This is a genomic window from Falsiroseomonas algicola, assembly GCF_011040385.1.
Lineage (GTDB): Bacteria > Pseudomonadota > Alphaproteobacteria > Acetobacterales > Acetobacteraceae > Falsiroseomonas > Falsiroseomonas algicola.
Map to the genome: position 1 here is coordinate 32,327 of NZ_JAAIKB010000015.1, position 25,013 is coordinate 57,339.

General features: G+C 71.6%; 21 protein-coding genes and 1 tRNA gene. 13 read left to right on the top strand and 9 right to left on the bottom strand.

From position 1 onward, the window contains the following. Window positions 1-101 precede the first annotated feature (101 nt). Window positions 102-2,960: a hybrid sensor histidine kinase/response regulator gene (locus tag G3576_RS25620; RefSeq protein ID WP_164697337.1), complete on the top strand. Its 2,859-nt coding sequence runs from the start codon at window positions 102-104 to the stop codon at window positions 2,958-2,960. Between the two features lie 379 nt (window positions 2,961-3,339). Here the strand turns inward: G3576_RS25620 and G3576_RS25625 are convergent, their stop codons facing one another. From G3576_RS25625 to G3576_RS25635, 3 genes are read right to left on the bottom strand one after another with little or no spacing between them, the layout of a single operon-like run. Further along, entirely contained in the window at window positions 3,340-4,785 is a 1,446-nt protein-coding gene (locus G3576_RS25625) for an efflux transporter outer membrane subunit (RefSeq protein WP_164697338.1), read from the bottom strand. A gap of 2 nt (window positions 4,786-4,787) precedes the next feature. After that, a complete protein-coding gene (locus tag G3576_RS25630; protein ID WP_328729811.1) occupies window positions 4,788-7,928 on the bottom strand; it encodes an efflux RND transporter permease subunit in 3,141 nt (1,046 codons plus the stop codon). Then, complete coding sequence (locus G3576_RS25635) at window positions 7,925-9,010, bottom strand: efflux RND transporter periplasmic adaptor subunit (protein WP_164697340.1); 1,086 nt, start codon at window positions 9,008-9,010, stop codon at window positions 7,925-7,927. The genes G3576_RS25630 and G3576_RS25635 overlap by 4 nt, the downstream gene beginning before the upstream one ends. Window positions 9,011-9,300: 290 nt before the next feature. Here G3576_RS25635 and G3576_RS25640 point away from each other — a divergent pair, with 290 nt between their 5' ends. Continuing rightward, a complete protein-coding gene (locus G3576_RS25640; RefSeq protein ID WP_164697341.1) occupies window positions 9,301-9,852 on the top strand; it encodes a TetR/AcrR family transcriptional regulator in 552 nt (183 codons plus the stop codon). A gap of 406 nt (window positions 9,853-10,258) precedes the next feature. Here the strand turns inward: G3576_RS25640 and glnA are convergent, their stop codons facing one another. Further along, on the bottom strand, window positions 10,259-11,698 hold the full coding sequence (glnA, locus tag G3576_RS25645) for a type I glutamate--ammonia ligase (RefSeq protein WP_164697342.1): 1,440 nt from the start codon (window positions 11,696-11,698) through the stop codon (window positions 10,259-10,261). 195 nt (window positions 11,699-11,893) lie between these two features. Continuing rightward, the gene (locus G3576_RS25650) at window positions 11,894-12,232 is read right to left on the bottom strand and encodes a P-II family nitrogen regulator (protein ID WP_092963044.1); all 339 of its coding nucleotides are present in this window, start codon (window positions 12,230-12,232) and stop codon (window positions 11,894-11,896) included. Between the two features lie 348 nt (window positions 12,233-12,580). Between G3576_RS25650 and G3576_RS25655 the strand changes: the two genes are divergently transcribed. From G3576_RS25655 to G3576_RS25675, 5 genes are all read left to right on the top strand, one after another. Then, a complete protein-coding gene (locus tag G3576_RS25655; protein WP_164697343.1) occupies window positions 12,581-13,774 on the top strand; it encodes an aminotransferase in 1,194 nt (397 codons plus the stop codon). A gap of 99 nt (window positions 13,775-13,873) precedes the next feature. Next, window positions 13,874-13,949, top strand: a tRNA-His gene (locus tag G3576_RS25660). 62 nt (window positions 13,950-14,011) lie between these two features. Further along, window positions 14,012-14,797, top strand: a complete 786-nt coding sequence (locus G3576_RS25665) for an SDR family NAD(P)-dependent oxidoreductase (protein WP_164697344.1) — start codon at window positions 14,012-14,014, stop codon at window positions 14,795-14,797. 15 nt (window positions 14,798-14,812) lie between these two features. Then, window positions 14,813-15,493: a zinc metallopeptidase gene (locus G3576_RS25670; protein ID WP_164697345.1), complete on the top strand. Its 681-nt coding sequence runs from the start codon at window positions 14,813-14,815 to the stop codon at window positions 15,491-15,493. Between the two features lie 44 nt (window positions 15,494-15,537). Then, window positions 15,538-16,350 carry an aspartate dehydrogenase gene (locus G3576_RS25675; RefSeq protein WP_164697346.1) on the top strand — a complete coding sequence of 271 codons (813 nt, stop codon included), beginning with the start codon at window positions 15,538-15,540 and terminating at the stop codon, window positions 16,348-16,350. A gap of 216 nt (window positions 16,351-16,566) precedes the next feature. Here G3576_RS25675 and G3576_RS25680 read toward each other — a convergent pair whose 3' ends face one another. The 4 genes from G3576_RS25680 to G3576_RS25695 all read right to left on the bottom strand — a co-directional run bounded on the left by G3576_RS25680 (window position 16,567) and on the right by G3576_RS25695 (window position 20,932). After that, a complete protein-coding gene (locus tag G3576_RS25680) occupies window positions 16,567-17,742 on the bottom strand; it encodes a M20 aminoacylase family protein (RefSeq protein WP_164697347.1) in 1,176 nt (391 codons plus the stop codon). 224 nt (window positions 17,743-17,966) lie between these two features. After that, the gene (locus G3576_RS25685) at window positions 17,967-18,809 is read right to left on the bottom strand and encodes an SDR family oxidoreductase (RefSeq protein WP_164697348.1); all 843 of its coding nucleotides are present in this window, start codon (window positions 18,807-18,809) and stop codon (window positions 17,967-17,969) included. Beyond that, window positions 18,806-20,506: a dihydroxy-acid dehydratase gene (locus G3576_RS25690; RefSeq protein WP_164697349.1), complete on the bottom strand. Its 1,701-nt coding sequence runs from the start codon at window positions 20,504-20,506 to the stop codon at window positions 18,806-18,808. Before G3576_RS25690 ends, G3576_RS25685 begins: the two co-directional genes overlap by 4 nt. Before the next feature lie 33 nt (window positions 20,507-20,539). After that, entirely contained in the window at window positions 20,540-20,932 is a 393-nt protein-coding gene (locus tag G3576_RS25695) for a VOC family protein (RefSeq protein ID WP_164697350.1), read from the bottom strand. 173 nt (window positions 20,933-21,105) lie between these two features. On the opposite strand from G3576_RS25695, the gene rplM reads away from it, so the two are divergent. The 6 genes from rplM (at window position 21,106) to G3576_RS25725 (ending at window position 24,984) form a co-directional block, all read left to right on the top strand. Then, a complete protein-coding gene (gene rplM, locus G3576_RS25700; protein WP_164697351.1) occupies window positions 21,106-21,597 on the top strand; it encodes a 50S ribosomal protein L13 in 492 nt (163 codons plus the stop codon). Between the two features lies 1 nt (window position 21,598). Continuing rightward, the gene (rpsI, locus tag G3576_RS25705) at window positions 21,599-22,102 is read left to right on the top strand and encodes a 30S ribosomal protein S9 (RefSeq protein ID WP_164697352.1); all 504 of its coding nucleotides are present in this window, start codon (window positions 21,599-21,601) and stop codon (window positions 22,100-22,102) included. 145 nt (window positions 22,103-22,247) lie between these two features. Beyond that, window positions 22,248-23,207 (top strand): N-acetyl-gamma-glutamyl-phosphate reductase, encoded by a 960-nt coding sequence (argC, locus tag G3576_RS25710; protein ID WP_164697353.1) that lies wholly within the window; start codon window positions 22,248-22,250, stop codon window positions 23,205-23,207. A gap of 9 nt (window positions 23,208-23,216) precedes the next feature. Beyond that, window positions 23,217-23,774: a gamma carbonic anhydrase family protein gene (locus tag G3576_RS25715; RefSeq protein WP_164697354.1), complete on the top strand. Its 558-nt coding sequence runs from the start codon at window positions 23,217-23,219 to the stop codon at window positions 23,772-23,774. Window positions 23,775-23,849: 75 nt separating this feature from the next. Then, complete coding sequence (locus tag G3576_RS25720) at window positions 23,850-24,407, top strand: hypothetical protein (protein WP_164697355.1); 558 nt, start codon at window positions 23,850-23,852, stop codon at window positions 24,405-24,407. Beyond that, window positions 24,388-24,984: a P-loop NTPase family protein gene (locus G3576_RS25725; RefSeq protein WP_164697356.1), complete on the top strand. Its 597-nt coding sequence runs from the start codon at window positions 24,388-24,390 to the stop codon at window positions 24,982-24,984. The genes G3576_RS25720 and G3576_RS25725 overlap by 20 nt, the downstream gene beginning before the upstream one ends. Window positions 24,985-25,013: the final 29 nt, after the last annotated feature.

Genomic DNA, 25,013 nt, shown 5'->3' on the forward strand with positions numbered 1-25,013 from the left:
CCGGATCCGGCGATTCCGTCTGCCCCGCCATTCTTGTGATCGCGCGGCCGCCGCCGCCCGTTGCGGAGGGGAGGCGATGCTGGCAAGCCTCTCCGCCCCCGATGCCGCAGCAACCACCGCCACCGCCGGTCACCTCGCCTGCCAGCGCTCCGCCCCGCCTGCCAGGCACCGGCCCGGCGGCGGAGGCCATGCGGGCGGTGGATTGGGCCGCGACCCCGCTCGGTCCATCGAGTGCCTGGCCGGCATCGCTGCGGACGCTGCTGGCCGTCATGGCGGGGGCGCGGCAGCCCATGCTCCTCGCCTGGGGCCCGGGGCGGGTTCTGTTCTACAACGATGCAGCGATCCCGCTGCTCGGCACCCGGCATCCGGCCGCCATGGGCGTGCCGCACGCCGAGGCCGGGCTCGCGTGGCTTGGCCCGCTCCTCGACGGCGCCTTTGGCGGGGACGCCGTGCATCTCGATGACATCGCGCTGCCCCCGCCGCTTGCTGGCGCACCGGAGCCCGCGCATTTCGTGCTGTCCTGCACGCCGATCGCGGCCGAGGGTGGCGCGGCGGAGGGCGTGCTCTGCACCGCCACCGAAACCACGGCCGAGCGCGGGCTGCAACGCGCGCGGGAAGCCGGGGAGGCCCGCGCCCGCGCGGTGCTGGCCAGCATCACCGACGGCTTCATGGCCATCGACCGCGACTGGCGCTTCACGGAACTGAACCGGGAAGCCCAGAGGATCCTCGGCCGTTCCGCCACGGACCTCGTCGGCCGCGTCATCTGGGCGGAGTATCCCGGCCTGCTCGGTTCGCCCTTCGAGGATCTGTACCGCCACGCGCTGGAACAGGGGCAGGCGGGCTCCGCCACCGCCTTCTATCCCGATCACGACCGCTGGTACGAAGTCCGGGCCTTCCCGGCCCCCGATGGCCTGTCCGTCTTCTTCCGGGACGTGACGCCGGATCGCCGCGCCGCGGAGGCGCTGCGGGAGAGCGAGCTGCGCAGCCGCCTCGCACTCGCGGCCGCCGATCTCGGCATCTGGGAACATGACCTGACGGAGGATGTCCTGCGCCTCGATGCGCGGGCCCGCGCCCATTTCGGCATCGACGCAGCGGCCACGCCCTTTGCCACCCTGCTGTCACGCATCCATCCCGAGGACCTGCCCCGGCTGAGGGCGATGGTCGCCGCGGCGCTGGACCCGGCGCGGCGCGGGCCGGTCGCCACGGAGTACCGGATCACGGATGGCGAGACGGTCCGCTGGCTGTCCATCTTCGGCCGTGTGGAGTTCGAGGGCTCCGGCGCCACCGCGCGCGCCATCCGCGGCATCGGCACCACGCAGGACATCACCGCCCGGAAGGCCGCGGAAGCGGCGCTGGAGGAGAGCGAGGCCCGCTTCCGCACCCTGGCCGACGCCATGCCGCAGATGGTCTGGTCCACCCGCCCGGATGGCTTCCACGACTACTACAACGCCCGCTGGTACGACTTCACCGGCACGCCGGAAGGCTCCACGGACGGGGAGGGCTGGAACGACATGTTCCATCCCGAGGACCGGGAGACCGCCTGGGCCCGCTGGCGCCACAGCCTCGCCACCGGCGAGCCCTATGAGATCGAGTACCGGCTGCGCCGGCGCGACGGCGTCTATCGCTGGGTGCTCGGCCGCGCCCTGCCGCTGCGCGACGAGGCCGGCATCATCCAGCGCTGGTTCGGCACCTGCACCGATATCGACGACGCCAGGCAGGCGGCGGAGGTCCTGGCGCGCGGCCGGGCGGAGCTGGAACAGCTGGTAGAGGCCCGCACCGCCGACCTGCTGCGCGCGGCCGAGGAGCGGCGGCGGGCGGAGGAGGCCATGCTGCAGGCGGAGAAGCTTGCCGCCCTCGGCCAGCTCACCGGCGGCGTCGCGCACGACTTCAACAACCTGCTGCAGGTCGTCTCCTCCGGCGCGCAGCTGTTGCGCCGCCCGGGCCTGACGGAGCAGCGCAAGACCACGATCCTCGATGGCATGGTCGCCGCCGGGCAGACGGCGCGGGAGCTGACCAACCAGCTCCTCGCCTTCGCGCGGCACCAGCCGCTGGCTCCCCAGGATTTCGACCTCAACGCCCGGCTCCTCAGCCTGTCGCGTCTGCTGCGGCAGACGCTGGGTTCCGGCATCCGCATCACCACCGACTTCGCGCCCGATCTCTGGCAGGCGCATTGCGATCCCGGCCAGTTCGAGGTCGCGCTGCTGAACCTGGCGGTGAATGCGCGCGACGCCATGCCGCGCGGCGGCGCCCTGGTGCTCCGCACCCGCAACGCGACGCTGCCGGCGGCCGGGGAGCGCCTGGCCGGCGACTACATCCAGCTCGCGGTGCAGGATTCCGGCACCGGCATGACGCCCGCCGTGCTGTCCCGCGTCTTCGAACCCTTCTTCACCACCAAGGGCGTCGGCCAGGGCTCCGGCCTCGGCCTGGCGCAGGTCTTCGGCTTCGTGCGCCAATCCGGCGGCGACATCTCGATCGAGAGCGAGCCCGGACGTGGCACCACCGTCCTGCTGCACCTGCCGCGCCGGGCAGGTGGCGGCTGCGCCACCCCGGCCGGCCCCGGCGCGGTGATCGAGGCGCTGCAGACCTCCCGCGGCCGGACCGTGCTGGTGGTGGAGGACAATGAGCAGGCGGGCGACTTCGCCGCGCAGATGCTGGAGGAACTGGGGTACCGCACGCTGCGCGCCCTCGATGCCGCGGAAGCCCTGGCGCTGCTGGCGGAGGAAGGGGAGGGGATCGACGCCGTCTTCTCTGACATCGTCATGCCTGGCGCGATGGGCGGCATCGAGCTGGCGGCGGAGGTGCGGCGACGCTACCCGCGGCTCGCCATCGTGATGGCCACCGGCTACAGCGCGCGCCTGGCCGGGGGACGGACCTTGCCGGGCGTCGAGGTCCTGGCCAAGCCCTATCGGCTGGATGACCTGGCGGCAGCGCTGGCACGCGCTCTGGCCGGCCGTCCCTGACAAGGAAAGGGCCGGACCAGGCCCCGTGGCGCGGTCCGGCCCCCTCGGTCAGCCAGGAATGGATGACGCGAAGACACGATGCAGGGACATCGTGGCGAGCGCCAAAGGGGGGAATGGCCGAATCCTGCGCAGCAAGGCGCCGCACGGCCGACCCGTCCCGTGTTTCCGCAGCCTGCTGATACCGCCGAGCACATGTCGTGGCCTGCGGCCGGCACTGCCTGCCAAGGCCGCGACGGGTGCCCATGCGCGTTGCCGCGCAACGTGCATGGGCACCCGGAATGCGCCCCGCCGCCTATGCGGCGAAGCCAAGGAAATCGGAGGTTTCTGCCCGGCGTAGGGGGAAGGCCTGAAGCGGTGACGCGAAAGGGCCGCTGCCTGCTCATGGCGGGAGGGAGGAAGGGACGTGGCCGGTCAGGACGCCCCCGCCCAGGGCGACGTGCAGCGCCACGGTGTCGCTGAAGCGTGCCGCCGTCGCCTGGACGAGCGCGATGCGGGCGCGCGCATCGGCCTGCTGCGCGGCCAGGACCTCCAGCAGCGAGACGGCGCCAAGGCGCTGCTGCCGCCGCGCGATCTCCAGCGATTGCGCCGCGACGCGCGCCGCCTCGCGGCGGGCGCGCAGCTCTTCGGCATCCGACCCGATCGCGCGGAGTGCGTCCGCGACATCGCGGAACGCCCCCAACACCGCCGCCCGGTAGCGGGCGGCGGCGGCATCCCGCGCGGCGATGGCGGCCTCCCGCTGGCCCGCCAGCCGTCCCCCCTGGAACAGCGGCTGCGTCAGGCCTGCCGCCACCGACCAGATCAGCCCCTGCGGCGTGAAGGCATCCACGCCTGGCGCCTGAGCGGTGCCGTAGGCCGCGGTCAAGGGCAGCCGCGGCAGCATGTTCGCGGTGGCCACGCCGATGCCGGCATTGGCCGCCCGCAACGCGGCCTCCGCCGCCAGGATGTCCGGCCGTTGCCGCACCAGCGCGGAGGGCAGGCTGACGGGCAGCGTCTCCGGCAGGCGCAGCGCGTCCAGCGCCGGCAGCGGGCGATCCGGCGTGCCGCCCAGCAGGACCGTGATCAGCGTCCGTCGCGCCTCCACCGCCTTCTGCAGGGCCGGAAGCTCGGCCCGCCGCTGCATCACCTCGGCCTCCTGCAGCAACACCTCGCCGCGCGGCACGGCCCCCAGGGCGAGGCGGCTGCGCAGCAGGCGGAGGCTGTCCTCGGCCACCGCGATGATCTCCCGGGTCGCCGTCAGCTGCGCCTGCAGGGCCGCCTCCTCGATGACGGCGTTGATGAGGTTGCCGCTGACGCCGAGCGCCGCCGCGGCCAGTTCGAAGCCTTGGCGGTCGGCCTCCGCCACCAGCCCCTCGACCTCGCGGCGGGTGCCGCCGAACAGGTCGGGCGCGTAGCTCACCTCCAGCCGCGCGGTGCGCAGGCTGTAGGGGGAGGACGCGGCCGGCGCCGGCTCCGCCCTCTGCCGCGTGGCCTGCGCGCCGAGCCCGAGCGAGGGGTAGAAGCCGCCACGCCCGGCGGCGACCAGCGCCTCCGCCTGGCGCAGCGTCGCGCGCGCCGCCTCCAGCCCCGCATTGTGCCGGAGCGCTTCGGCCACCAGCGCGTCCAGCTCCGGGGAGCCGAAGGCGCGCCACCATTCGGCCGGGACGGGCGCCCCAGGCACGAAGCGCTGCGCCGCCTCGCCCGCGGTGCCTGCGTCCGGATCCGGCGGGCGTATGGGGCCGTAGCCGGCCGCCGCGGGCGCGGCGGGCCGATCGAAATCCGGGCCCAGGGTGCATCCGGCGCAGCACAGAAGGGCCAGCCCGGCGAGGAGGGATCGGCGATTGCGCATGGTCAGCCCCCCGTGCCCGGCGCCGCGGCGTCGTCCTGCCGCGCGCCAGGCGGGTTCGCCCCGGCGCGCCCGGCGAGCAGCCGGTAGAAGAGCGGGACCAGGAAGGTCGCCAGGACGGTCGCCGCCAGCATGCCGCCGACCACGGCGACGCCGATCGAGACCCGGCTGCCGGAGCCGGCCCCGGTGCTGACGGCCAGCGGCAGGCAGCCCAGGATGAAGGCGAGCGACGTCATCACGATCGGCCGGAAGCGCAGCCGCGCGGCCGCCAGCGCGGCCTCGGCGGCGGAGCGGCCGGCCCGGTGCTCGAGCGCCGCGTACTCGACGATCAGGATGCCGTTCTTGGCGGCGAGGCCGACCAGGGTGATGAGGCCGACCTGGAAGTAGATGTCGTTGTTCACCCCGGTCAGCCACGCCGCCAGCAGGGCGCCGAACAGGCCGAAGGGCACGGCCACCATCACGGCGAGCGGCAGCGTCCATCGTTCGTACTGCGCGGCCAGGATCAGGAAGACCATGACGATGCCGAAGCCCAGGACCAGCGGCGCGGTCGTGGCGGCCGCCTGCTCCTGGAAGGCGGTGCCGCTCCAGGCGATGGCGAAGCCCCGTGGCAGGCTGGCCGCCGCGACCTCCTGCAGGGCCGCGAGCGCCTGGCCGGAGGAATAGCCGGGCGCGGCGCTGCCATTGATGCTGGCCGCGCGGTGGACGTTGAACCGTTCCACCAGGTCGCTGCCGACCACGCGGGTCACGCCGAGCATCGTGCTGGCGGGGACCATCTCGCCATTCGCGGCCCGGACGAAGACGCGGCCGAGGTCGTCTGGGCCCCGCCGGTCTTCCGCCTCGGATTGCAGATAGACCCGGTGGTTCCGCCCCATCATCGTGAAGTCGTTGACGTAGAGGCCACCGAAACTGGTCTGGACCGCCTCGAACAGGTCGGGGAGCGCCACGCCGCGCGCCTTCGCCGACTCCCGGTCGATGTCGAGCCGGTAGCGCGGCACGTTGGTCTGCAGGGTGGTGCTCAGTTCGGCCAGTTCCGGCCTCCGGGCGGCGGCCCGCAGCAGGTCCTGCACCGCCGCCGCCAGGGCCACCGGCCCCGCGCCGCCGCGGTCGAGGACCTTCAACTCGAAGCCGCCGACATTGCCCAGCCCGTCGATGGGGGGCGGATTGAAGGCCGTGACGGCGGCGTCCCGCACGGCGGCGAGGCTGTCGGACAGGCCCGCCGCCAGCATCCGCGCATCCTGCCCGGGGGCGGTGCGGGCGGACCAGTCCTGCAGTTCCACGAAGGCGGCCCCCGCGCTGCTGCTGCTGCCGTTGGAGAGCAGGTTGAAGCCCGCGAAGGAGATGACGGAGCGGACGCTCGGATCCGCCCGCAGGAGCCGCTCGACCTCCGCCCCGGCCGCGGCGGTGCGCTCCAGCGCGGTCGCCGGCGGCAGGGTCCAGGCGACCAGGATGCTGCCCTGGTCCTCATCGGGGACGAGACCGCCAGGCACCGACCGGAACAACAGGACGGTCAGGCCGCAGACCATGGCCAGCGACAGCAGGCCCGCGAGGCCTCGGCGGAGGAAGAAGCGGACCCCGGCGATGTAGCCGCCGGCCAGGCGCGCGAAAGCGGCGTTGAACAGGCGGAACGGCAGCGCCGGCCGTCCCGTGCGGGGCCGGAGCAGCATGGCGCAGAGCGCCGGGGTCAAGGTCAGGGCGACGAGGCCGGACAGCGTGACGGCGATGGCGATGGTGATCGCGAACTGCCGGTAGAGCTCCCCGTTCAGCCCGCCGAGGAACCCCACCGGCACGAAGACCGCACAGAGCGCCAGCACGATGGCGATGACCGGGCCGGTGACTTCCTCCATCGCGCGGATCGCGGCCTGGCGGGGCGACAGCCCCGCCTCGGCCATCAGGCGCTCGACATTCTCCACCACCACGATGGCGTCGTCGACGACGATGCCGATGGACAGGATCAGGCCGAACAGCGTCAGCAGGTTGATCGAGAATCCGAGGACGTGGAGCCCGGCGAAGGTGCCGATGATCGAGACCGGGATCGCGATCAGCGGGATGATCGCGGCCCGCCAGGTCTGCAGGAACAGGAAGACCACACCGACCACCAGCAGGGCCGCCTCGACGAAGGTCGCGACCACCTGCCGGATGGAGACCCGGACGAAGGTCGTGGTGTCGTAGGGGATGGAGAAGGCGATGCCGTGCGGCATGGCGGCTGCCAGCGCCTCCATGCGGGCGGCGACCGCCCGCATGGTCGCAAGGGCGTTGGCCCCGGGCTGCAGGTAGATGCCGAAGGGCGCGCTCGGGCGGCCATCGAGCGTGCCGGCGAAGTCGTATTGCTGCGCGCCCAGTTCCACGCGCGCGACGTCGCGAAGCCGCAGCGCGGAGCCGTCCGGGCGCGCCCGCAGGATGATGTCGCCGAAGGCCTGTGCGTCGGGCAGGCGTCCCCGCGTGGTCATCGCGGTGGTATGGGCCCCGCCGGTGCCGGGGACGGCATTGACCTGTCCGGCGGCGAATTCCTGGTTCTGTTCCCGGATGGCGGCCGCGACGTCGGACGGCGCCAGCGCGTGCTGCGCCAGCGCCTCCGGCCGCAGCCAGATCCGCATGGCGTATTCCTTCTGGCCGAACAGCTCGACATTGCCGACGCCGGGCACGCGCCGGATCTCGTCGATCACGTTCCGCAGCGCGTAGTTGCTGAGGTAGATCTCGTCGAAGCGGTCGGTGGTGGCGGTCAGCGCCAGCACCGCCAGGAAGGCGCTGGACTGCTTGGTGACGGTGACGCCGACGCGCTGCACCTCCGCAGGCAGGGACGCGAGGACGCCCTGCACGCGGTTGCTGACGGCGATGGCGGCCCGGTCGGGATCGGTGCCGATGTCGAAGCTGACACTCAGCGCCGCGCTGCCGTCGGTGCTGGTCGATTGCAGGTAGATCAGCCGCTCGACGCCGTTGATGGCCTGCTCCAGGGGGGCGGCCACCGTCTGGGCGACCGTCTCGGCATCGGCGCCGGCGTAGTTGGCCTGCACCACGACCTGGGGTGGCACGATCTCCGGGTATTGCGCGACCGGCAACACGCGCAGGGCCAGGATGCCGGCGAGCACGATGAGGAGGGAGATGACGGCGGCCAGGACGGGACGCGCGACGAAGAAGCGGGCGGTCACGGCCGGGCCTCCTGCGCGTCCACGACCGCACCTTCCGTCACCTTCGCGACGCCCTCGGCGATCACCCGGTCGCCGGCCCGCAGGCCCTCCTCGATCACCCATTCCTCGCCCAGCAGGCGGCCGAGGCGCAGGGCGCGGCGCTCCGCCCTGCTGTCCGGGCCGAGCACATAGGCGAAGGGCCCCTGGATGTCCTGCTGCACCGCCGATTGCGGGATGCGGATGGCGTCGCGCAGGCGGCCGGAGACACGGATGCGCACGAACTGCCCGGGGCGCAGGCGGTGGCCGGCATTGGGGAGGGTCGCCCGCGCGCGCACGGTGCCGGTGGCGGGATCGACGGTCGCCTCCGTGAAGCTGACCCTGCCCTGCGGTCCGCCATCCGGGCCCAGCACCACCTCCGCCTGCAGGTCCGGCCCATCGCCCGCGGACAGGGCCGCCAGATCGGGAAGATGGAAGGCGAAGGCGACCTGGACCGGGTCGAGCTGCGTGATGCGGGTCAGCAGCGAATTGGCCTCGCCCGTGCCGACCAGGCTGCCCTCTGGCATGGCCTCGAGGCTGGTGAAGCCGGCGATGGGCGCCGTGACGGTGGAGTAGCCGAGCTCGAGCCGCGACGTCGCCAGGCGTGCGCTCGCCGCCGCCAGGGCGGCTTCGGCCTGCGCGAGGGCGAAGACGGCGTCGTCGCGATCCTTCTCGCTGCCCGCCGCGGCGCGCAGCAGGGCCGCCGTGCGCTGCTGGTCGCGCCGGGCGCGCTGTGTCGTCGCCTCGGCTTCCTGGACCTGCGCCGTGGCGAGGTTCACCGCCGCCTGGTAGGGCGCCGGGTCGATCAGGAAGAGGACGTCGCCTTCCCGGACCTCGCTGCCTTCCGTGAAGGCGCGCCGCAGCAGGATGCCGCCGACCCGCGCGCGCACCTCGGTCTGGCGCGTGGCGGTGACCCGGCCACCATAGGTGAAGGCCAGCGGCGTCGGCCTGGGCCGTACCTCCACGATGCCGACCCTGGGCGGCGGCCTGGAGGGCTCCCGGGACTGCGGTTCCTCGCCGCAGGCGGCGAGCCATAGGAGGACGGGGAGGGTGTAGCGGCGCTGCATGCGGGTCACCGGACGGAGGGCACGACAGGAGGGCGGGCCGCCACGCGGCTGCCCGGTTCCCGAAAGGCTTCAGGAGGGAAGGAAGGACGGTTGCGGGTTCAGCCGGCCGGAGACATCGTGCCAGGCGGCCCGGCGGGGGGCGTGGCGGGCCCGGACGGGCGGGAAGCGCCGGATGGGGCTGGCATGGAACCTCGGCTGCGGGGACGGCCGTGCCTGGCGGCTTGCCAGGCAGGGCGGTGGTCGATAGAAATAAATATGTACGTATTCGTATTAGGCGTCAAGGTGGGTCCATGGGGCGTCGGCCGACGATCGACCGCGAGAAGGTTCTCGACATCGTGGAGGCCATCCTGCTCAGGGACGGCACGGCGGGGCTGACGATCGACGCCGTCGCCAGGGCCGCAGACATCTCCAAGGGCGGGGTCCAGTCCCGCTTCGGGACGAAGAACGACCTGATCGCTGCCCTGCTGGAGCGCGGTGACCGGGAGTACCTCGCCCAGGTGACTGCCGCGGTGGGGCTCTCCCCGGGGCCCGTGGATGCGGTCCGGGGCAATGTCGCGGCATCGCTGGCGATGGCCCTCGCCAATGGGGGGAAGGCGAGGGCCGCGGCCTTCCTGGCGGCGATGATCGAGGCGCGCGAGCACCTCGCCAGTGTCAGCACCTGGTACCGGGACAGGTTCGGCGGGCTCGACCTTGAGTCGGAGGAAGGGCGCCGCGCCCGCCTTGCCCTGTTCGCGACCGAGGGAGCCTTCATCCTGGACGCGCTGGGCTTCTTCCGGCTGCAGGAGGAGGAGTGGCGCAGCCTGGCCGCGGATCTCGATGCGCTGATCGAGGGGAAGCTCTGAGCGCCCGCCGGCAAGGGCACCTCAAGGGAAGGGCTAGCTGAGGTCGCGCGTCACGGCTGACGTCCAGGTCCGGTGCCTGTTCAGCGGATCCTCATCCCGGGCAAGGCGGACGAGTTCATGGTGGCTCGGTGCTCCCGCCCGGACCGGCGCCGAAGCGAGCGGCGCATTGTCCTCGGCACGGTCCCTTCGGCACGTCGGCAAAGTCTCCCGTCCTTTGTCGGGCTCTCCAAGGTCACGTTAGGATGTTTCGGTTCCGTTCTGTCTCGCGCGCATGAAAAAGGCCGGGTCGCGTCATGATGAACGCGACCCGGCCCCGCATCGACCGGCACTCAGTGGCACGCTGACGCAGCGTCTCCAAGCGAACGTCAGGCGCCCCCGAGTGCCCGATCCAACAAGGAAAACCTCGTCAGACCGAGTAGTACATCTCGAACTCGACGGGGTGCGGCGTGTGCTCGAACTTGTACACGTCCGTCCACTTCAGCTCGATGTAGCTCTCGATCTGGTCCTTGGTGAACACGTCGCCGGCGAGCAGGAACTCGTGGTCGGCGGCGAGCGCACCGAGCGCCTCGCGCAGCGAGCCGCACACCGTCGGGATGCCCTTCAGCTCCTCCGGCGGCAGGTCGTACAGGTCCTTGTCCATCGCCTCGCCCGGATGGATCTTGTTCTTGATGCCATCGAGGCCGGCCATCAGCATGGCGGCGAAGGCGAGGTAGGGGTTGGCACCCGGATCCGGGAAGCGGACCTCGACGCGCTTCGCCTTCGGGCTCGTCGCGTAGGGGATGCGGCAGGAGGCGGAGCGGTTGCGGGCCGAATAGGCCAGCAGCACGGGGGCCTCGAAGCCCGGGATCAGGCGCTTGTAGGAGTTGGTCAGCGGGTTCGTGAAGGCGTTCAGCGCCTTCGCGTGCTTGATGATGCCGCCGATGTAGTACAGCGCCGTCTCGGACAGGTCGGCATAGCCGTTGCCCGCGAACACCGGCTTGCCGGCCTTCCAGATGGACTGGTGGACGTGCATGCCGCTGCCGTTGTCGCCGTAGATCGGCTTCGGCATGAAGGTCGCGGTCTTGCCGTAGCTGTGCGCCACGTTGTGCACGCAGTACTTGTAGATCTGCATGAAGTCGGCCTGCTGCACCAGCGGCCCGAACTTCGTGCCCAGCTCATGCTGGGACTGTGCGACCTCGTGGTGATGCTTCTCGATCGGCAGGCCCATCTCGCCCATCGTGGAGAGCATCTCGGCGCGCAGGTCGGTCTCGCTGTCCACCGGCGGGACCGGGAAGTAGCCACCCTTGACCACCGGGCGATGGCCCATGTTGCCTTCCGGGTAGTCCTTCATGTTCGCGCCGGGGCCCTCGATGGACTCCAGCATGTAGTGGCCGAAATTGCCGCCCGTGCCGAACTTCACGCTGTCGAACACGAAGAACTCGGCTTCCGGGCCGAAGAAGGCGGTGTCGCCAATCCCCGTGGACTTCAGATAGGCCTCGGCCCGCTTCGCGGTGGAGCGCGGGTCGCGGGAATACATCTGGCCCGTGGAGGGCTCCACGATGTCGCAGAACAGGATCATCTGCGGCTTGGCCGCGAAGGGATCCATTACCGCCGTGGAGGCGTCCGGCATCAGGATCATGTCGGACTCGTTGATCGCCTTCCAGCCGGCGATGGAGGAGCCATCGAACATGATGCCGTCCGTGAACACGTCCTCATCGATCGTGGAGACGTGCTGCGCGGTGTGCTGCCACTTGCCGCGGGGATCCGTGAAGCGGAAGTCCACGTATTCGACGCTGTGCTCCTTGATCATGTCCATGACCTTGGAGACGGCGGCATTCGTGCCCCCGGCTGCCGGCTTCTTCGCCATCGTGTGCGGTCCTGTTTCCGTGCTCAACCCCGGTCCCTGTGCCGCGCGGCGTTACCGGTCCCCGCCGCGCGCCCGGATCCTGCCGTCCGCCCCCCGTCGAGGAGCTTCCCGGCCCATCCGGCCAGCCTTCCCCGGCATTGCTGCCGGTCCGGCCCGTCTTCCTCCGGCGCGCTTGCGGCGCGCCGGGTGAAATGTTCAGACCGCGTCCTCGCCCCGTTCGCCGGTGCGGATGCGGATCACTTCCTGCACGTCGCTGATGAAGATCTTGCCGTCGCCGATGCGGCCCGTGCGCGCGGCCTGCGTGATCGCCTCGATCGCGCGGTCCAGCAGCTCATCCGGGCAGACGACCTCGATCTTCACCTTGGGCAGGAAGTCCACGACGTATTCGGCGCCGCGGTACAACTCGGTATGGCCCTTCTGCCGGCCGAATCCCTTGGCCTCCACGACCGTCAGCCCCTGCAGGCCGATCTCGTGCAGCGCGTCCTTCACCTCATCGAGTTTGAAGGGCTTGATGATGGCCTCGATCTTCTTCATCGGCTCCGTCGCTCCGCACGCGTCTGAGTTGCGTGCGCTCATTCCCCCCGGCGCCCGCCACGCCGGCGGGTCCGGCCCGCTGGCCAACCCCGGCGGCATCGCCGGGCCTCAGCAGGCGCCCCTGCTTCGCGTCGTTTTGCATGGCTCGTGCCACGCCGGCAACGCCGCCAGCCCGGGATTCTCGGGGGGGTAGTAGCAAAACAGCCTATGTGATGTGCAAAAAGCACAAAAAACGAGCTTCCGCGCGTCGCCACATTGCGCCCCCGGCCTACCCCTCCCATCATCCCTCGCGCGATCCCCATCCCGTGCTATGCGCATCCCATCCCGCGACCCCGCCGAGGCCCCGACGTGAAGCCCCAGAACGACCTGCTCTCCGCCACCGGCACCACGATATTCACGGTGATGTCCGCGCTGGCCAACGAACACGGCGCCATCAACCTCGGCCAGGGCTTCCCGGACTATGACGGGCCGGCGGATGTCATCCACGCCGCCGCGGCCGCGCTGCTCGATGGCCGCAACCAGTACCCGCCGATGACCGGCGCGCCGGAACTCCGCCAGGCCGTCGCCGCCGCCAACAAGCGCTTCTACGGGATCGAGGTGGACCCCAACGCCGAGGTCGTCGTCACCTCCGGCGCGACGGAGGCCATCACCGCCTGCCTCATGGCCGTGCTGAACCCCGGCGATGAATGCGTGCTGATCGAGCCGCTCTACGACACCTACCTGCCGGTGGTGAAGCTGCTGGGTGCCATCCCGAAGCTCGTGCGCCTGACGCCGCCGAAGTGGGAACTGCCGCGCGCGGAACTCGCCGCCGCCTTCGGTCCCAAGACCAAGGCCATCCTGCTCAACACGCCGATGAACCCGACCTCCAAGGTCTTCACCGCCGCCGAACTCGCCTTCATCGCGGACCTCGTCCAGAAGCACGATTGCTACGCAGTGTGCGACGAGGTCTATGAACACCTGACCTTCGACGGCTGGAAGCACATCCCGCTGATGACCCTGCCGGGGATGCGGGAGCGCTGCATGCGCGTGGGCAGCGCGGGCAAGACCTTCAGCCTGACGGGCTGGAAGATCGGCTACGTCACCTGCGACCGCTCGCTCGCCCCCAATGTCGCGAAGGCGCACCAGAACCTGACCTTCACGACGCCGCCCAACCTCCAGCGCGGAGTGGCCGTCGGCCTGGCCAAGGACGATGCGTATTTCGAGGGCCTGTCCTCCAGCCTCCAGGCCAAGCGGGACCGGCTGGCGACGGGCCTGGCGCGGCTCGGCTTCGGCGTGCTGCCGACCCAGGGCAGCTACTTCATCACGACCGATTTCCGGCCGCTCGGCTTCAACGGCGACGACGTCGCCTTCTGCCGCGCCCTGACGGTGGAGGCGAAGGTCACGGCGATTCCCGTGACCGCCTTCTATGCCTCCGCCGATGCGCCGAACCACTACGCCCGCTTCGCCTTCTGCAAGGGCGATGCGGTGCTGGATGCGGCGCTGGCCCGGATGGAGGCCTGGATCGCCTCCCGCGCCGGCGGCCTCCGCGCCGCCGCCGGCTGACCACCCTGCGGGTGGCAGCGGGCTAGACCCCCTGTTGACGGGCCCCGCCCCGGGGCCTTATCACCCGGCGCCCGGGCACCAACCCGGGCAAGGCGTGTGGCGGTCGTAGCTCAGCTGGTAGAGCGCCAGGTTGTGGTCTTGGATGTCGCGGGTTCGAGCCCCGTCGATCGCCCCACTCGCCCTCTCCCCTGACCGGGGATACCTTCCCCTCCGGACAATCCCGGGGGGACACCAGACATGCAGATCAGGCTCGATGGGCGGGTCGCGCTCATCACCGGCGGCTCGAAGGGCCTCGGCCTCGCCATCGCCACCCATTTCGTCGAATCCGGCGCCTCCGTCGCGCTCGTCGCGCGCGGCGAGGAAGCGCTCGCCAAGGCCAAGGCCGGCATCATCGCGAAATTCCAGGGCGCGCGCGTCGCCGCCATCGCCGCCGATGTCGGCACGGCGGAGGGTTGCGCCCGCGCCGCCGCCACGGCCGCCGCCGAGCTCGGCCCCATCGACATCCTGGTCAACAACGCCGGCACCAGCCAGCGCGGCGCCTTCATGAGCGTGGATGACGCGCTCTGGCAGGCGGATCTCGACCTCAAGCTCTTCGCCGCCATCCGGCTGACGCGCGCGGTCTGGCCGGGGATGCAGGAACGCCGCTGGGGCCGCATCATCAACGTGCTGAACACCGGCGCCAAGGCGCCGCCGGCGCAGGGCGCGCCGACCGCGGTCTCCCGCGCCGCGGGCATGGCGCTGACCAAGGTGCTTGCCGGGGAGGGCGCGCCCCACAACATCCTCGTCAATGGCATGCTCGTCGGCATCATCGAAAGCGACCAGTGGGTCCGCCGCCACGCGGCCGACCCGCGCGGCATCTCCTGGGAAGACTGGAAGGCGGAGCAGGGCCGCGGCGTGCCGCTCGGCCGCATCGGCAAGGCGGAGGAATTCGCCGCGCTCGCGACCTTCCTCGCCAGCGAGAATGCCGGCTACATCACCGGCACCGCGATCAACGTCGATGGCGGGCGCAGCCCCGTCGTCTGACCGGTAGCGCCCGCCATGGCGATCCTCATCATCCTGGCGGGCGTGCTGCTGCTGGCCCTGATCTTCGGCCCGCAGCTCTGGATCCGCCACGTGCTGTCCCGCGCCCAGGCGGATCGCCCGGACCTGCCCGGCACCGGCGCCGAACTCGCGCGCCACCTGCTGGACGAAGCCGGCCTTCATTCCGTCCGCGTCGAGGAGACGCCGGATGGCGACCACTACGACCCCGATGCGCGCGTGGTGCGCCTCACGCCACCCCACCACGCCGGCCGCTCCATCGCCGCCGTCGCTGTCGCGACGCATGAGGTCGCGCATGCCGTGCAGCACGCCCGCGGCGAGCCGGGCTTCCTTCGCCGCCAGGCGCTGGTGCTGGCCATCGCGCCGATCTTCCGCGTGGCGCAGCTGGTCATGGCCACCATCCCGCTGGTGCTGATCTTCGTCCACTCGCCCGCCTTCATCGCGCTGCAGCTCGGCGCCATCATCGCCCTGCTGTCGCTCCGCGTGCTGATCCATGCCGTGACGCTGCCGGTCGAGCTCGATGCCAGCTTCAACAAGGCGCTGCCGGTGCTGCGTGCCGGCAACTACCTGGCGCCGGCGGACATGCCGCAGGCGACCCGCGTGCTGCGCGCCGCCGCCTTCACCTATGTCGCCGCCGCGCTGGTCACGCTGCTCGACGTGCTGCGCTGGTTCCGGCGCTGAGCGCTTCGTGCTAGCGGGCCCCAACACCCGCTGGAGGACCCGCCATGGCTCGTGAACTCACCGTCGGAATCGCCGGCCTCGGCGCCATCGGCCTGCACCTGGCGCGCGCGCTGGATGCGGGCGTGGAGGGCCTGAAGCTCCACGCCGTCTCCGCCCGGGACCACGCCAAGGCGCGCGCCAACCTGGCCGGCTTCAAGGCGCAGCCGCCCATCGTCGGGCTGAAGGAGTTGGCGGCCGCCGACATCGTCGTCGAAGCCGCCCCCGCCGCGGTCTTCGAGGAAGTCGCGACCGCCGCCATCGAGGCCGGGCGCATCTTCGTCCCCAGCAGCGTCGGCGCCCTGCTGCCCCGCATGCACCTGGTCGATCGCGCCCGCGCAACCGGCGCCCGCATCATCGTGCCGACCGGCGCCCTGCTCGGCCTCGATGCCGTGCGCGCCGCGGCGGAGGGCGAGGTCGCCTCCGTCACCATCGAGACGCGCAAGCCCCCCCGCGGCCTGGTCGGCGCGCCCTATCTCGAGCAGAACAACATCGACGTCATGGCCGTGACGGACGAGAAGAAGCTCATCTTCAAGGGCAACGCCTTCGACGCCGCCCAGGGCTTCCCGGCGAACGTCAACGTCGCCGCCGCCCTCGCGCTGGCCGGCATCGGCCCGCAGCGCACGACGATCGAGATCTGGGCCGACCCGCACGTCACGCGCAACACCCACACCATCCGCGTCGAGGCCGAGAGCGCACGCCTGACCATGACGATCGAGAACGTGCCGAGCGAGGAGAACCCCCGCACCGGCAAGATCACGCCCCTGTCGATCCTGGCCTGCCTGCGCGGACTGACGAGCACGCTGAAGGTCGGCAGCTGAGGGGCGGTTCCTCGGGGAGGGCGCTGCCCTCCCCGAACCCCACCCGCCGGGGACCGTGGCGGTCCCCGGGCCCCGCCAGCAAATGCAGTCGCGACGCATGAGGGGGGCCTCGGCCCCCCTCATGCGTCGCGACTATACTGACGACGGTCCAGGGCCGTCTCGGCCCTGGCGGGGTGGGTCCGGGAGGGGCAGCGCCCCTCCCGGGACAGCGCAACCTCAGCCGCGCGGCATCACCTGCTCGGCCAGCGTCGCGAACCAGGATGCCCCGATCGGCAGGATGTCGTCGTTGAAGTCGTAGAGCGGGTGGTGGACCATCGCGTCGCCTTCGCCCTTGCCGCCGCCGAGGAACAAATAGGCGCCCGGCTTCTCGTTCAGCATGAAGCTGAAATCCTCGCCGCCCATGGTGGGCTGGGGCAGCGGGCGGGCGCGGCTTTCGCCGACGACGGTGGCGGCGGCCTTGGCGGCGATGACGGTGCTCTCGGGCTCGTTCACCGTGGCGGGATAGGCGCGGGTGAAGCTCACTTCCGCCTTGGCGCCGAAGGCGGCGGAGACGCCGGTGACGATCTCCTTGAACTTGCTCTCCAGCAGGTCGCCGACCTCCGGCAGGAACCAGCGCGCCGTGCCGCGCAGCTTCACGCTTTCCGGGATGACGTTGAAGGTGTGGCCGCCCTCGATATGCGCGATGGTGATGACGCCCGATTCCAGCGGGTTCACGTTACGCGCGACGACGGATTGCAGCGCGGTGACGACGTGCGACGCGATCAGGATCGGGTCGATGCCGTTATGCGGCATGGCGCCATGTGCGCCGCGGCCGGTGATGGTCGCTTCCAGGTTCGCGACGGCGGCCATGACGGGCCCCGGCGCGTGCAGGAAGACGCCTTCCGGCGCGCCCGGCCAGTTGTGCATGCCGAAGACGCGGTCCATGGGGAAGCGGTCGAACAGCCCTTCCTTCACCATCACCTCGCCACCGGCCAGGTTCTCCTCCGCCGGCTGGAAGATCAGGTAGACGGTGCCGTCGAAGTTGCGGGTTTCCGCCAGGTACTTGGCCGCACCCAGCAGCATGGTGGTGTGCCCGTCATGCCCGCAGGCATGCATCAGGCCGGGCTTCTGGGACGCCCAGGGCTTGCCCGTCTGCTCCTCGATCGGCAGCGCGTCCATGTCCGCGCGGAAACCGATGGCGCGGTTCGACGTGCCGTTGCCGCGGATCACGCCGACCACGCCGGTCTTGGCGATGCCGGTGATGACCTCGTCCACGCCGAATTCGCGCAGCTTGGCGGCGACGATGCCGGAGGTCCGCACCTCCTCGAAGCCGAGTTCCGGGAACTGATGAAAGTCCCGGCGCCATTCGGTCATCTCGGGGTGGAATTCGGCAATCCGGTTGACGATCGGCATGGGAAGGGGCCCTTCGGGGTGGCGGCCTTTCCGGCAGGACTTTCGCTTTCCCCCACCCCAGCCCTCCCCCGCAAGCGCGGGGGAGGGAGCAGGTCTTGCCACCGTCACTCCCTCCCCCGCGCTTGCGGGGGAGGGTCGGGGTGGGGGTCCGCGCGGCCCGTGCCAGGGAAGCGATGGAACGCATCCTTGATGGCCCCGCCCCCCACCCCGGTCAACCTCGCGCCCTACCGGCGGAAGGTGAGCGCGAGCCCCTCCGCCAGCGGCCGCCCGACCACGCCGAGCCGGTCGCGCATCTCCGTCACCGGAAACGCCTTGTCCTCCACCAGCCGCCGCACCTCCTCCGCGCCGATCCGAGGCACGCGTGGCAGCCAGCGAGTCACCGGCGCCACCGCCTCCAGCAGCGCCACCGGCACATCCACCACCCGCGGCGGCTTCAGCCCGGCGGCGGCGGCGACCGCCAGCAGGAAATCGCGATAGGGCAGGGGCTCCGGCCCCGCCACCACCATCACCTCCGCATGCCGCCAGTCGATGTCGATCGCCGCCAGGATGCAGCGGGAGAGGTCCTCCTGGTGGATCGGCTGCACCAGCGCGCGCCCGCCGCCCGGCAGCGGCGCCACCGGCAGGCGCTTCAGCAGGGCGGCCAGGCGCTGGACATTGTCCTCCCCCGTCGCCCCGTAGATCATCGTGGGGTGCAGCATCACGCCCGCGCGGCCGGAGGCGAGGAAGGCCGCCTCCCCCGCCCGCACCCCATCCCCATGCGCATCCCGCCATTGCGAGAATCGCCGCGTGGAGCCGAGGAAGACGAAGCGCGCCCCCTCCGGCGCCGACGCCAGCACGGCGGGGGCGAAGCGGGCATGGGCGGTGTTCACCACCACCGTCGCGCCGGCCAGCGCCGCCTTCAGCGCCCGCGCATCCTCGAGATCCGCGAAGACGCCCTCCGCGGAGATCCCCGTCGCGATCCAATGCGCGGCGTTGCGCACCACGGGGATGAAGGGGCGCCCGGCGGCCTTCAGCGCGCGGCACAGCGCCGCCCCGCTGCGCCCGGAGGCGCCGATGACAGCGATCAAGGCGCCGCCTGCAGGAAGCGCAGATCCGCCCCCTCCGGCGCCTGCGTCACCTGGTCATGCACCAGCTTGTCCCAGCCCCGCTTCGGCGCAGGGGCGGGCTGCCAGGCTGCGCGGCGCGCCGCGAGCAAGCTGTCCTCCACCAGCAGGTCCAGCTTCCGCTCCTTGACCGAAAGCCGGATGCGGTCGCCCGTCTCAACCAGCGCCAGCGGCCCGCCGACCGCGGCTTCCGGGGCGATGTGCAGCACGATGGTGCCGAAGGCGGTGCCGGACATGCGGCAATCGCTCATGCGCACCATGTCCTTCACGCCCTGGCGCGCAAGCTTCTTCGGGATGGGCAGGTAGCCCGCTTCCGGCATCCCCGCCGGCGAACGCGGCCCCGCGCCCTTCAGCACCAGGATGTCCTGCGGCGTCACGTCGAGGTCCGGGTCGTCGATCCGCGCCGAGAGGTCCGCCAGCCCGTCGAACACCAGGCAGCGCGCCTCCGTCTCGAACAGCGATGGCGTGGCGGCGGACCGCTTAAGGATCGCCCCCTCCGGCGCCAGCGACCCGAACAGCGCGACCAGGCCACCAACGGGCGAGACGGGCTTGTCGCGCTCCCGGATGATCCGCCGGTCCACGAAATGCGACCCGTCCCCGATGCGATCCGCCAGCGAGACCCCGTCGAGATCCTTGGTCGTCAGATCGAGCAGATCCCGCAGCTCCCACAGCAGCGCCCGCATGCCGCCGGCCGCGTGGAAATCCTCCATGTAGCCATCGCCAGTGGGCTTCAGATCCACCAGCACCGGCGTCGTCTCGCTCAACTCATCGAGCCGCTTGAGGTCCAGCACCAGCCCCGCCCGGCCCGCGATCGCCGCCAGGTGGACGATGGCGTTGGTCGACCCGCCGAGCGACAGCAGCACGCGGACGGCATTGTCCAGATTGCCCTGCGTCATCAGCGACAGCGGCGAGACGGGGTTCCGGATCAGCCGCACCGCCTGCGCCCCCGCCTCCTCCGCGATGCGCAGCCGGTCGGCATGCACGGCGGGGGCGGAGGCCGCGTCCAGCGGCATGAAGCCGAGCGTCGCCGCCAGGCAGGCCATGGTGCTGGCCGTGCCCATCACCCCGCAGGTGCCGGCCGTGGTGGCGAGCTTGCCCTCCAGCAGGTTGATCTTCTCATCCGTCACCTCGCCCGCGCGGTAGCGGGCCCAGTAGCGGCGGCAATCCGTGCAGGCGGACAGGCGCTCGCCCTCGAAGGCCTGGGCCAGCATCGGCCCGACGACGAGCATGACCGAAGGCGTGCCCGCGCTGATCGCCGCCATCAGCTGCGCCGGCACGGTCTTGTCGCAGCCCCCCACCAGCACCGCGGCATCCATGGGCTGGTTGGCCAGCATCGCCTCCGTGTCCAGCGCCATGAGGTTCCGGTAGTGCATGGAGCACGGGCTGAGCGAGGGCTCGCAGATGCTGATCGTCGGGAAGGACAGCGGCAGCCCGCCGGCGGCCAGCACGCCGCGCTTCACCGCCTCGATCAGCTCCGGGATGGTCCGGTGGCAGTTGTTGTAGTCGCTGGCCGTATCCGCGATGCCGACCACGGGCTTGTCCAGCATCGCCTGGGAATAGCCCATCGACTTGGCGAAGGACCGCCGGAGATAGAGGGCGAAGGCCGGATCGCCGTAGTTGGAGGCATTGCGCCCCAGCCCATGCGCCTTCTTCTCGGTCATGCGTGTCACCCCCGGGCGGCGCGGCCGTCCGCCCTATCCGGGACGGTGGCAGGCGCAGCAGATCTTGTTGCCATCGGGGTCGCGGACATACGCCCCGTAATAGTCGGCATGATAATGCGGCCGCAGCCCGGGGCTACCCTCGTCCTGGCCGCCTTCGGCCAGCGCCGCCGCGTGGAAGGCATCGACCGCCGCCCGGTCCAGGGCCTCGAAGGCCACGGTCACGCCATTGCCCACCGTGGCGGGCCGGCCGTCGATCGGCCGCATCAGCCAGAACTGCGGCGTCCCCTCCGCCGCCCGGGCATAGCCCGCCATGCCGTGCTCCAGGCTCGTCTCGTGCCGCGTGATGCCGAGCGGCGCGAGGAGCCGGTCGTAGAAGGCGATGGCGCGGGGCAGGTCGTTGGTGCCGATGGTGACGTGGCTGAGCATGGGCAGTTCCTTTCCGTGAAGGCACCCATCCCTGCCACGGCGCAGCTTGACGAGGGTTGCGGAAGTTGGCGGTATCCCGATACCGCCACGCGGAAACCGGCCTCGAGCCTTGACTTTCCGCGCCCCGGCCGCGATAAGCCGCGCCCAGTTCACACCGGACAACCGACACATCCATGCTCACTCGCCAGACAACCTCGATCAAGCCCGCGGAGGTCTCCAAGGGCTGGGTCCTGATCGATGCGGAGGGCCTCGTGCTCGGCCGCCTCGCGGCCCTCATCGCCAACCGCCTGCGCGGCAAGCACAAGGCGCAGTTCACGCCGCATGTCGATTGCGGTGACCACGTCGTCGTCATCAACGCCAAGAAGGTGAAGGTCACCGGCCAGAAGGCCGCGCAGTCCGTCTTCTACTGGCACACCGGCTATGCCGGCGGCATCAAGGGCCGCACCATCGCGGAGCGCCTGGCCAGCCCGCACCCCGAGCGGGTGATCGAGAAGGCGGTGGAGCGCATGATCACGCGCGGCCCGCTCGGCCGTCGCCAGATGCGCAACCTGCACGTCTATGCGGGCCCGGAGCATCCCCATGCCGGCAACACGCCCGCCGCGCTGGATGTCGCCGCCCTGAACCGCAAGAACACGGTCGCCGCCCCGGCGAAGAAGGTTGCCTGAGATGAGCGATTCTCCCCGTACCGGCGCTTCGCTGGCGGAACTGAAGGACCTGGTGAACGCGGCCGGCGGCCCGGCCGCGCAGCCCGTCGCCGCCCCGGCGGAGCCGAAGCGTGACGCGCTCGGCCGTTCCTACGCCACCGGCCGCCGCAAGAACGCCATCGCGCGCGTCTGGGTGAAGCCCGGCAAGGGCCAGATCCAGATCAACGGCAAGCCCTCGGCCAAGTATTTCGCGCGCCCCGTGCTGCGGATGCTGATCAGCCAGCCCTTCCTGGTGGCGGACCGGTACCAGCAGTTCGACGTCTTCGCGACCGTCGTCGGCGGCGGCCTCTCCGGCCAGGCCGGCGCGCTGCGCCACGGCATCTCCCGCGCCCTGACCTACTACGAGCCGGGCCTGCGCGGCATCCTGAAGAAGGCGGGCTTCCTGACGCGCGACCCGCGCGTGGTCGAGCGCAAGAAGTACGGCAAGGCCAAGGCCCGACGTTCCTTCCAGTTCTCCAAGCGCTGACGCCCCCGGACCGGGCGTCACGCCCGGCCCGCATGGCTGGTTATCAAGGAGGGGCAGGTCCGCAAGGGCCTGCCCCTCTTGCTTTTTCCGCCTGTTTCCATCCCCATCCGCTTCCGGCGCCCCGTTGGGCGAGAGGATCAAGACCATGGCCAAGGGACCCATCCCCAGCGTCTTCATCGATGGCGAGGCCGGCACCACCGGCCTGCAGATCCGCGAACGCCTGGAACGCTTCCCCGGCCTGACACTGCGCAGCATCGCGGAGGCCGACCGGAAGAACCCGGACGCCAAGCGCGCCCTGATGGCGGAAGTGGACCTCGTCGTGCTCTGCCTGCCCGACGCCGCCGCGAAGGAAAGCGCGGCCATGGCGGATGCGCTCGGCGCGCAGGCGCCGAAGCTGATCGATGCCTCGACGGCGCATCGCGTCGATCCCGACTGGGTCTATGGCTTCGCGGAACTGCCGGGCCAGGAAGCCGCCATCGCCAAGGCCAGCCGCGTCTCCAACCCCGGCTGCTACCCCACGGGCGGCATCGCGCTGCTGCGCCCGCTGGTCGATGCCGGCATCCTGCCGAAGGACTATCCCGTCACCGTCAATGCCGTCTCCGGCTACAGCGGCGGCGGCAAGGCGATGATCGCGGAATTCGAGCCCGCCCGCAGCGCCGCGCCCTTCTTCCTCTACGGCCTGGGGCTGGAGCACAAGCACGTCGCCGAACTGCAGCGCTACAGCGGCCTGACGCGGCGCCCGCTCTTCGTCCCCTCGGTCGGCGACTATGCGCAGGGCATGCTGGTCAGCGTGCCGCTGCACCTCGACCTGCTGAACGGGGCGCCGAAGCCCGGAGACCTCGAAGCCTGCCTGCGCGCCGCCTATGCGGGCTCCGGCTGGGTGCGCGTGGAAGCCGCGGATGGCAAGGCGCGGCTCGCGCCGGAGGAGCTGAACGGCACCAACTGGCTCGAACTCCGCGTCTTCGGCAACGAGGCGCGGGGCCAGGCGGTGCTGGTCGCCAGGCTCGACAACCTCGGCAAGGGGGCCTCGGGCGCCGCGGTGCAGAATATCGGCCTGATGCTCGGCCTCGACGTCGAGGGCGCCCTGCCGCTGGCCGCTGAATAGGAACCGTCCATGACCGAGAATAGCGTCCCCCTTGGCGTCCCCGGCGCCCTGCTGCCCTTCGAGGACAAGACGCCGAAGCTCCATCCCACCGCCTGGGTCGCCCCCACGGCGGTGGTCATCGGCGATGTCGAGATCGGGGAGGAGAGCAGCGTCTGGTATCACTGCGTGCTGCGTGGCGACACCAACATCATGCGCATCGGCGCCCGCACCAACATCCAGGATGGCAGCATCCTGCATCTGAATGCGGGGGCGGAGCCGCTGATCATCGGCGATGACGTCACCATCGGCCATGCCTGCATCATCCATGCCTGCACCCTGCACAACCGCGCCTTCGTCGGCATGGGCGCCACCGTGCTGGACCGCGCGGTGATCGAGGAAGGCGGCATGCTCGGCGCCGGCGGCATGCTGCCGCCGGGCAAGCGCATCGGCCCCAACGAGCTCTGGATGGGCAGCCCCGCCAAGCTGGTCCGGGTGATGGATGCGGAGGAGCGCGCCCGCTTCGACCGCACCGCGCCCGCCTATGTCGCCCTGGCCAAGCGGCACCGGTCCAGCCTGACGAAGGGCTGACCCGCCAGGCGCGGTGCTTGCCGCCGCGCCCGACAGGCCCAAGATCGGGGGCGCCGGATCACCCAGGAGGGTACGATGCGCCGCCGATCCCTGATGCTTCTCCCGCTCCTCGCCGCCTGCACGCCGATGCCGCCGCCGGAGGACGTGTCGCTGCCCGCCACCGCCACCGTCCCTGGCGTCGGGGATCCGACCCGCGGTGCCATCCTCGCTTCCTCCGTCGCCTTCGCCAGCCCGGGCACCGTCGCCGGCGACCCGGCCGCGGTCGCGACCGCGCTCGCCCAGCTCGAATACCTCGCCGTCGCGCTGGATGGCGGCGCCTGGCGGGACATCGACCCGCTGGTGGTGCCGCTGCTGCGGCAGGGCCGTGCGGAGGCCCGCAGCGCCTTCGGCCTCCGCCCCGATGCCAGTGCCCAGGCCGCCGTCGATGCGCTCTACGCCGCCGCCGCCGCGCTGCGTGCCCGGGACACCAAAGCGGCGGAAGCCGCGCTGCGGCCGGTGGCGCCGGCCGGCGGTGTCGTGCCGCGCCTCGTCAGCCTTCCGACCCTTCCGCAGGCGATCGCCGGAACCACCCGCGCCCGCGCCGCGCTGGCGCAGAGGGACCGGGGAGGGCGCGATGACCGCAGGCTGTTCTGACAGGACCATCTCGCTCGCCCTGGCGGCATTGCTGTCCTTGGCGGCCTGCGCGCCGCCCCCAGCCGCGACGGCCTCCGCGGCGGCGCAGCAGTCCAGCGTGCCGCTTCCGCCCATGGCCGGGGCCGGCGATCCGCTGCGCGCCACCATCACCAGCGCCGCCTATGTCTTCGGCGATGTCAGCCGCATCGATGGCCGCCCCGCCGAAGCCGCGCGCGCCGTCGCGCGGCTGGAATGGATGGCGACGGATCTGCCGCGCGATCCCTACTGGAACGCCGCCACGCCTGTCACGGCCCGGCTGCTCGGCCAGGGACGGGACCAGCTGCGCGACCGCATCGGGATTCCCCGCGCCATCCCGGCCGACGCCGTCGCCCGCGCCATGATCGATGCCGCGGCGGCGCTCGACCTCGGCGACCGCCTGGCTGGCGCGGCGGCGCTGGCGCCCGTGGCCGACGGGCAGGGCGCCGCGGTGCTCTCGCGCCTCGACCACCTTCCGCCGTCGGAGGTGGCAGCCTCCGCCACCGCCCTTGCCTATTCGGAACTGATCCGGCTGGGCCGGGACACCGACCTCGACGAGTAGTGCCCTTCCGCGACGCGGCCGCGATCGGC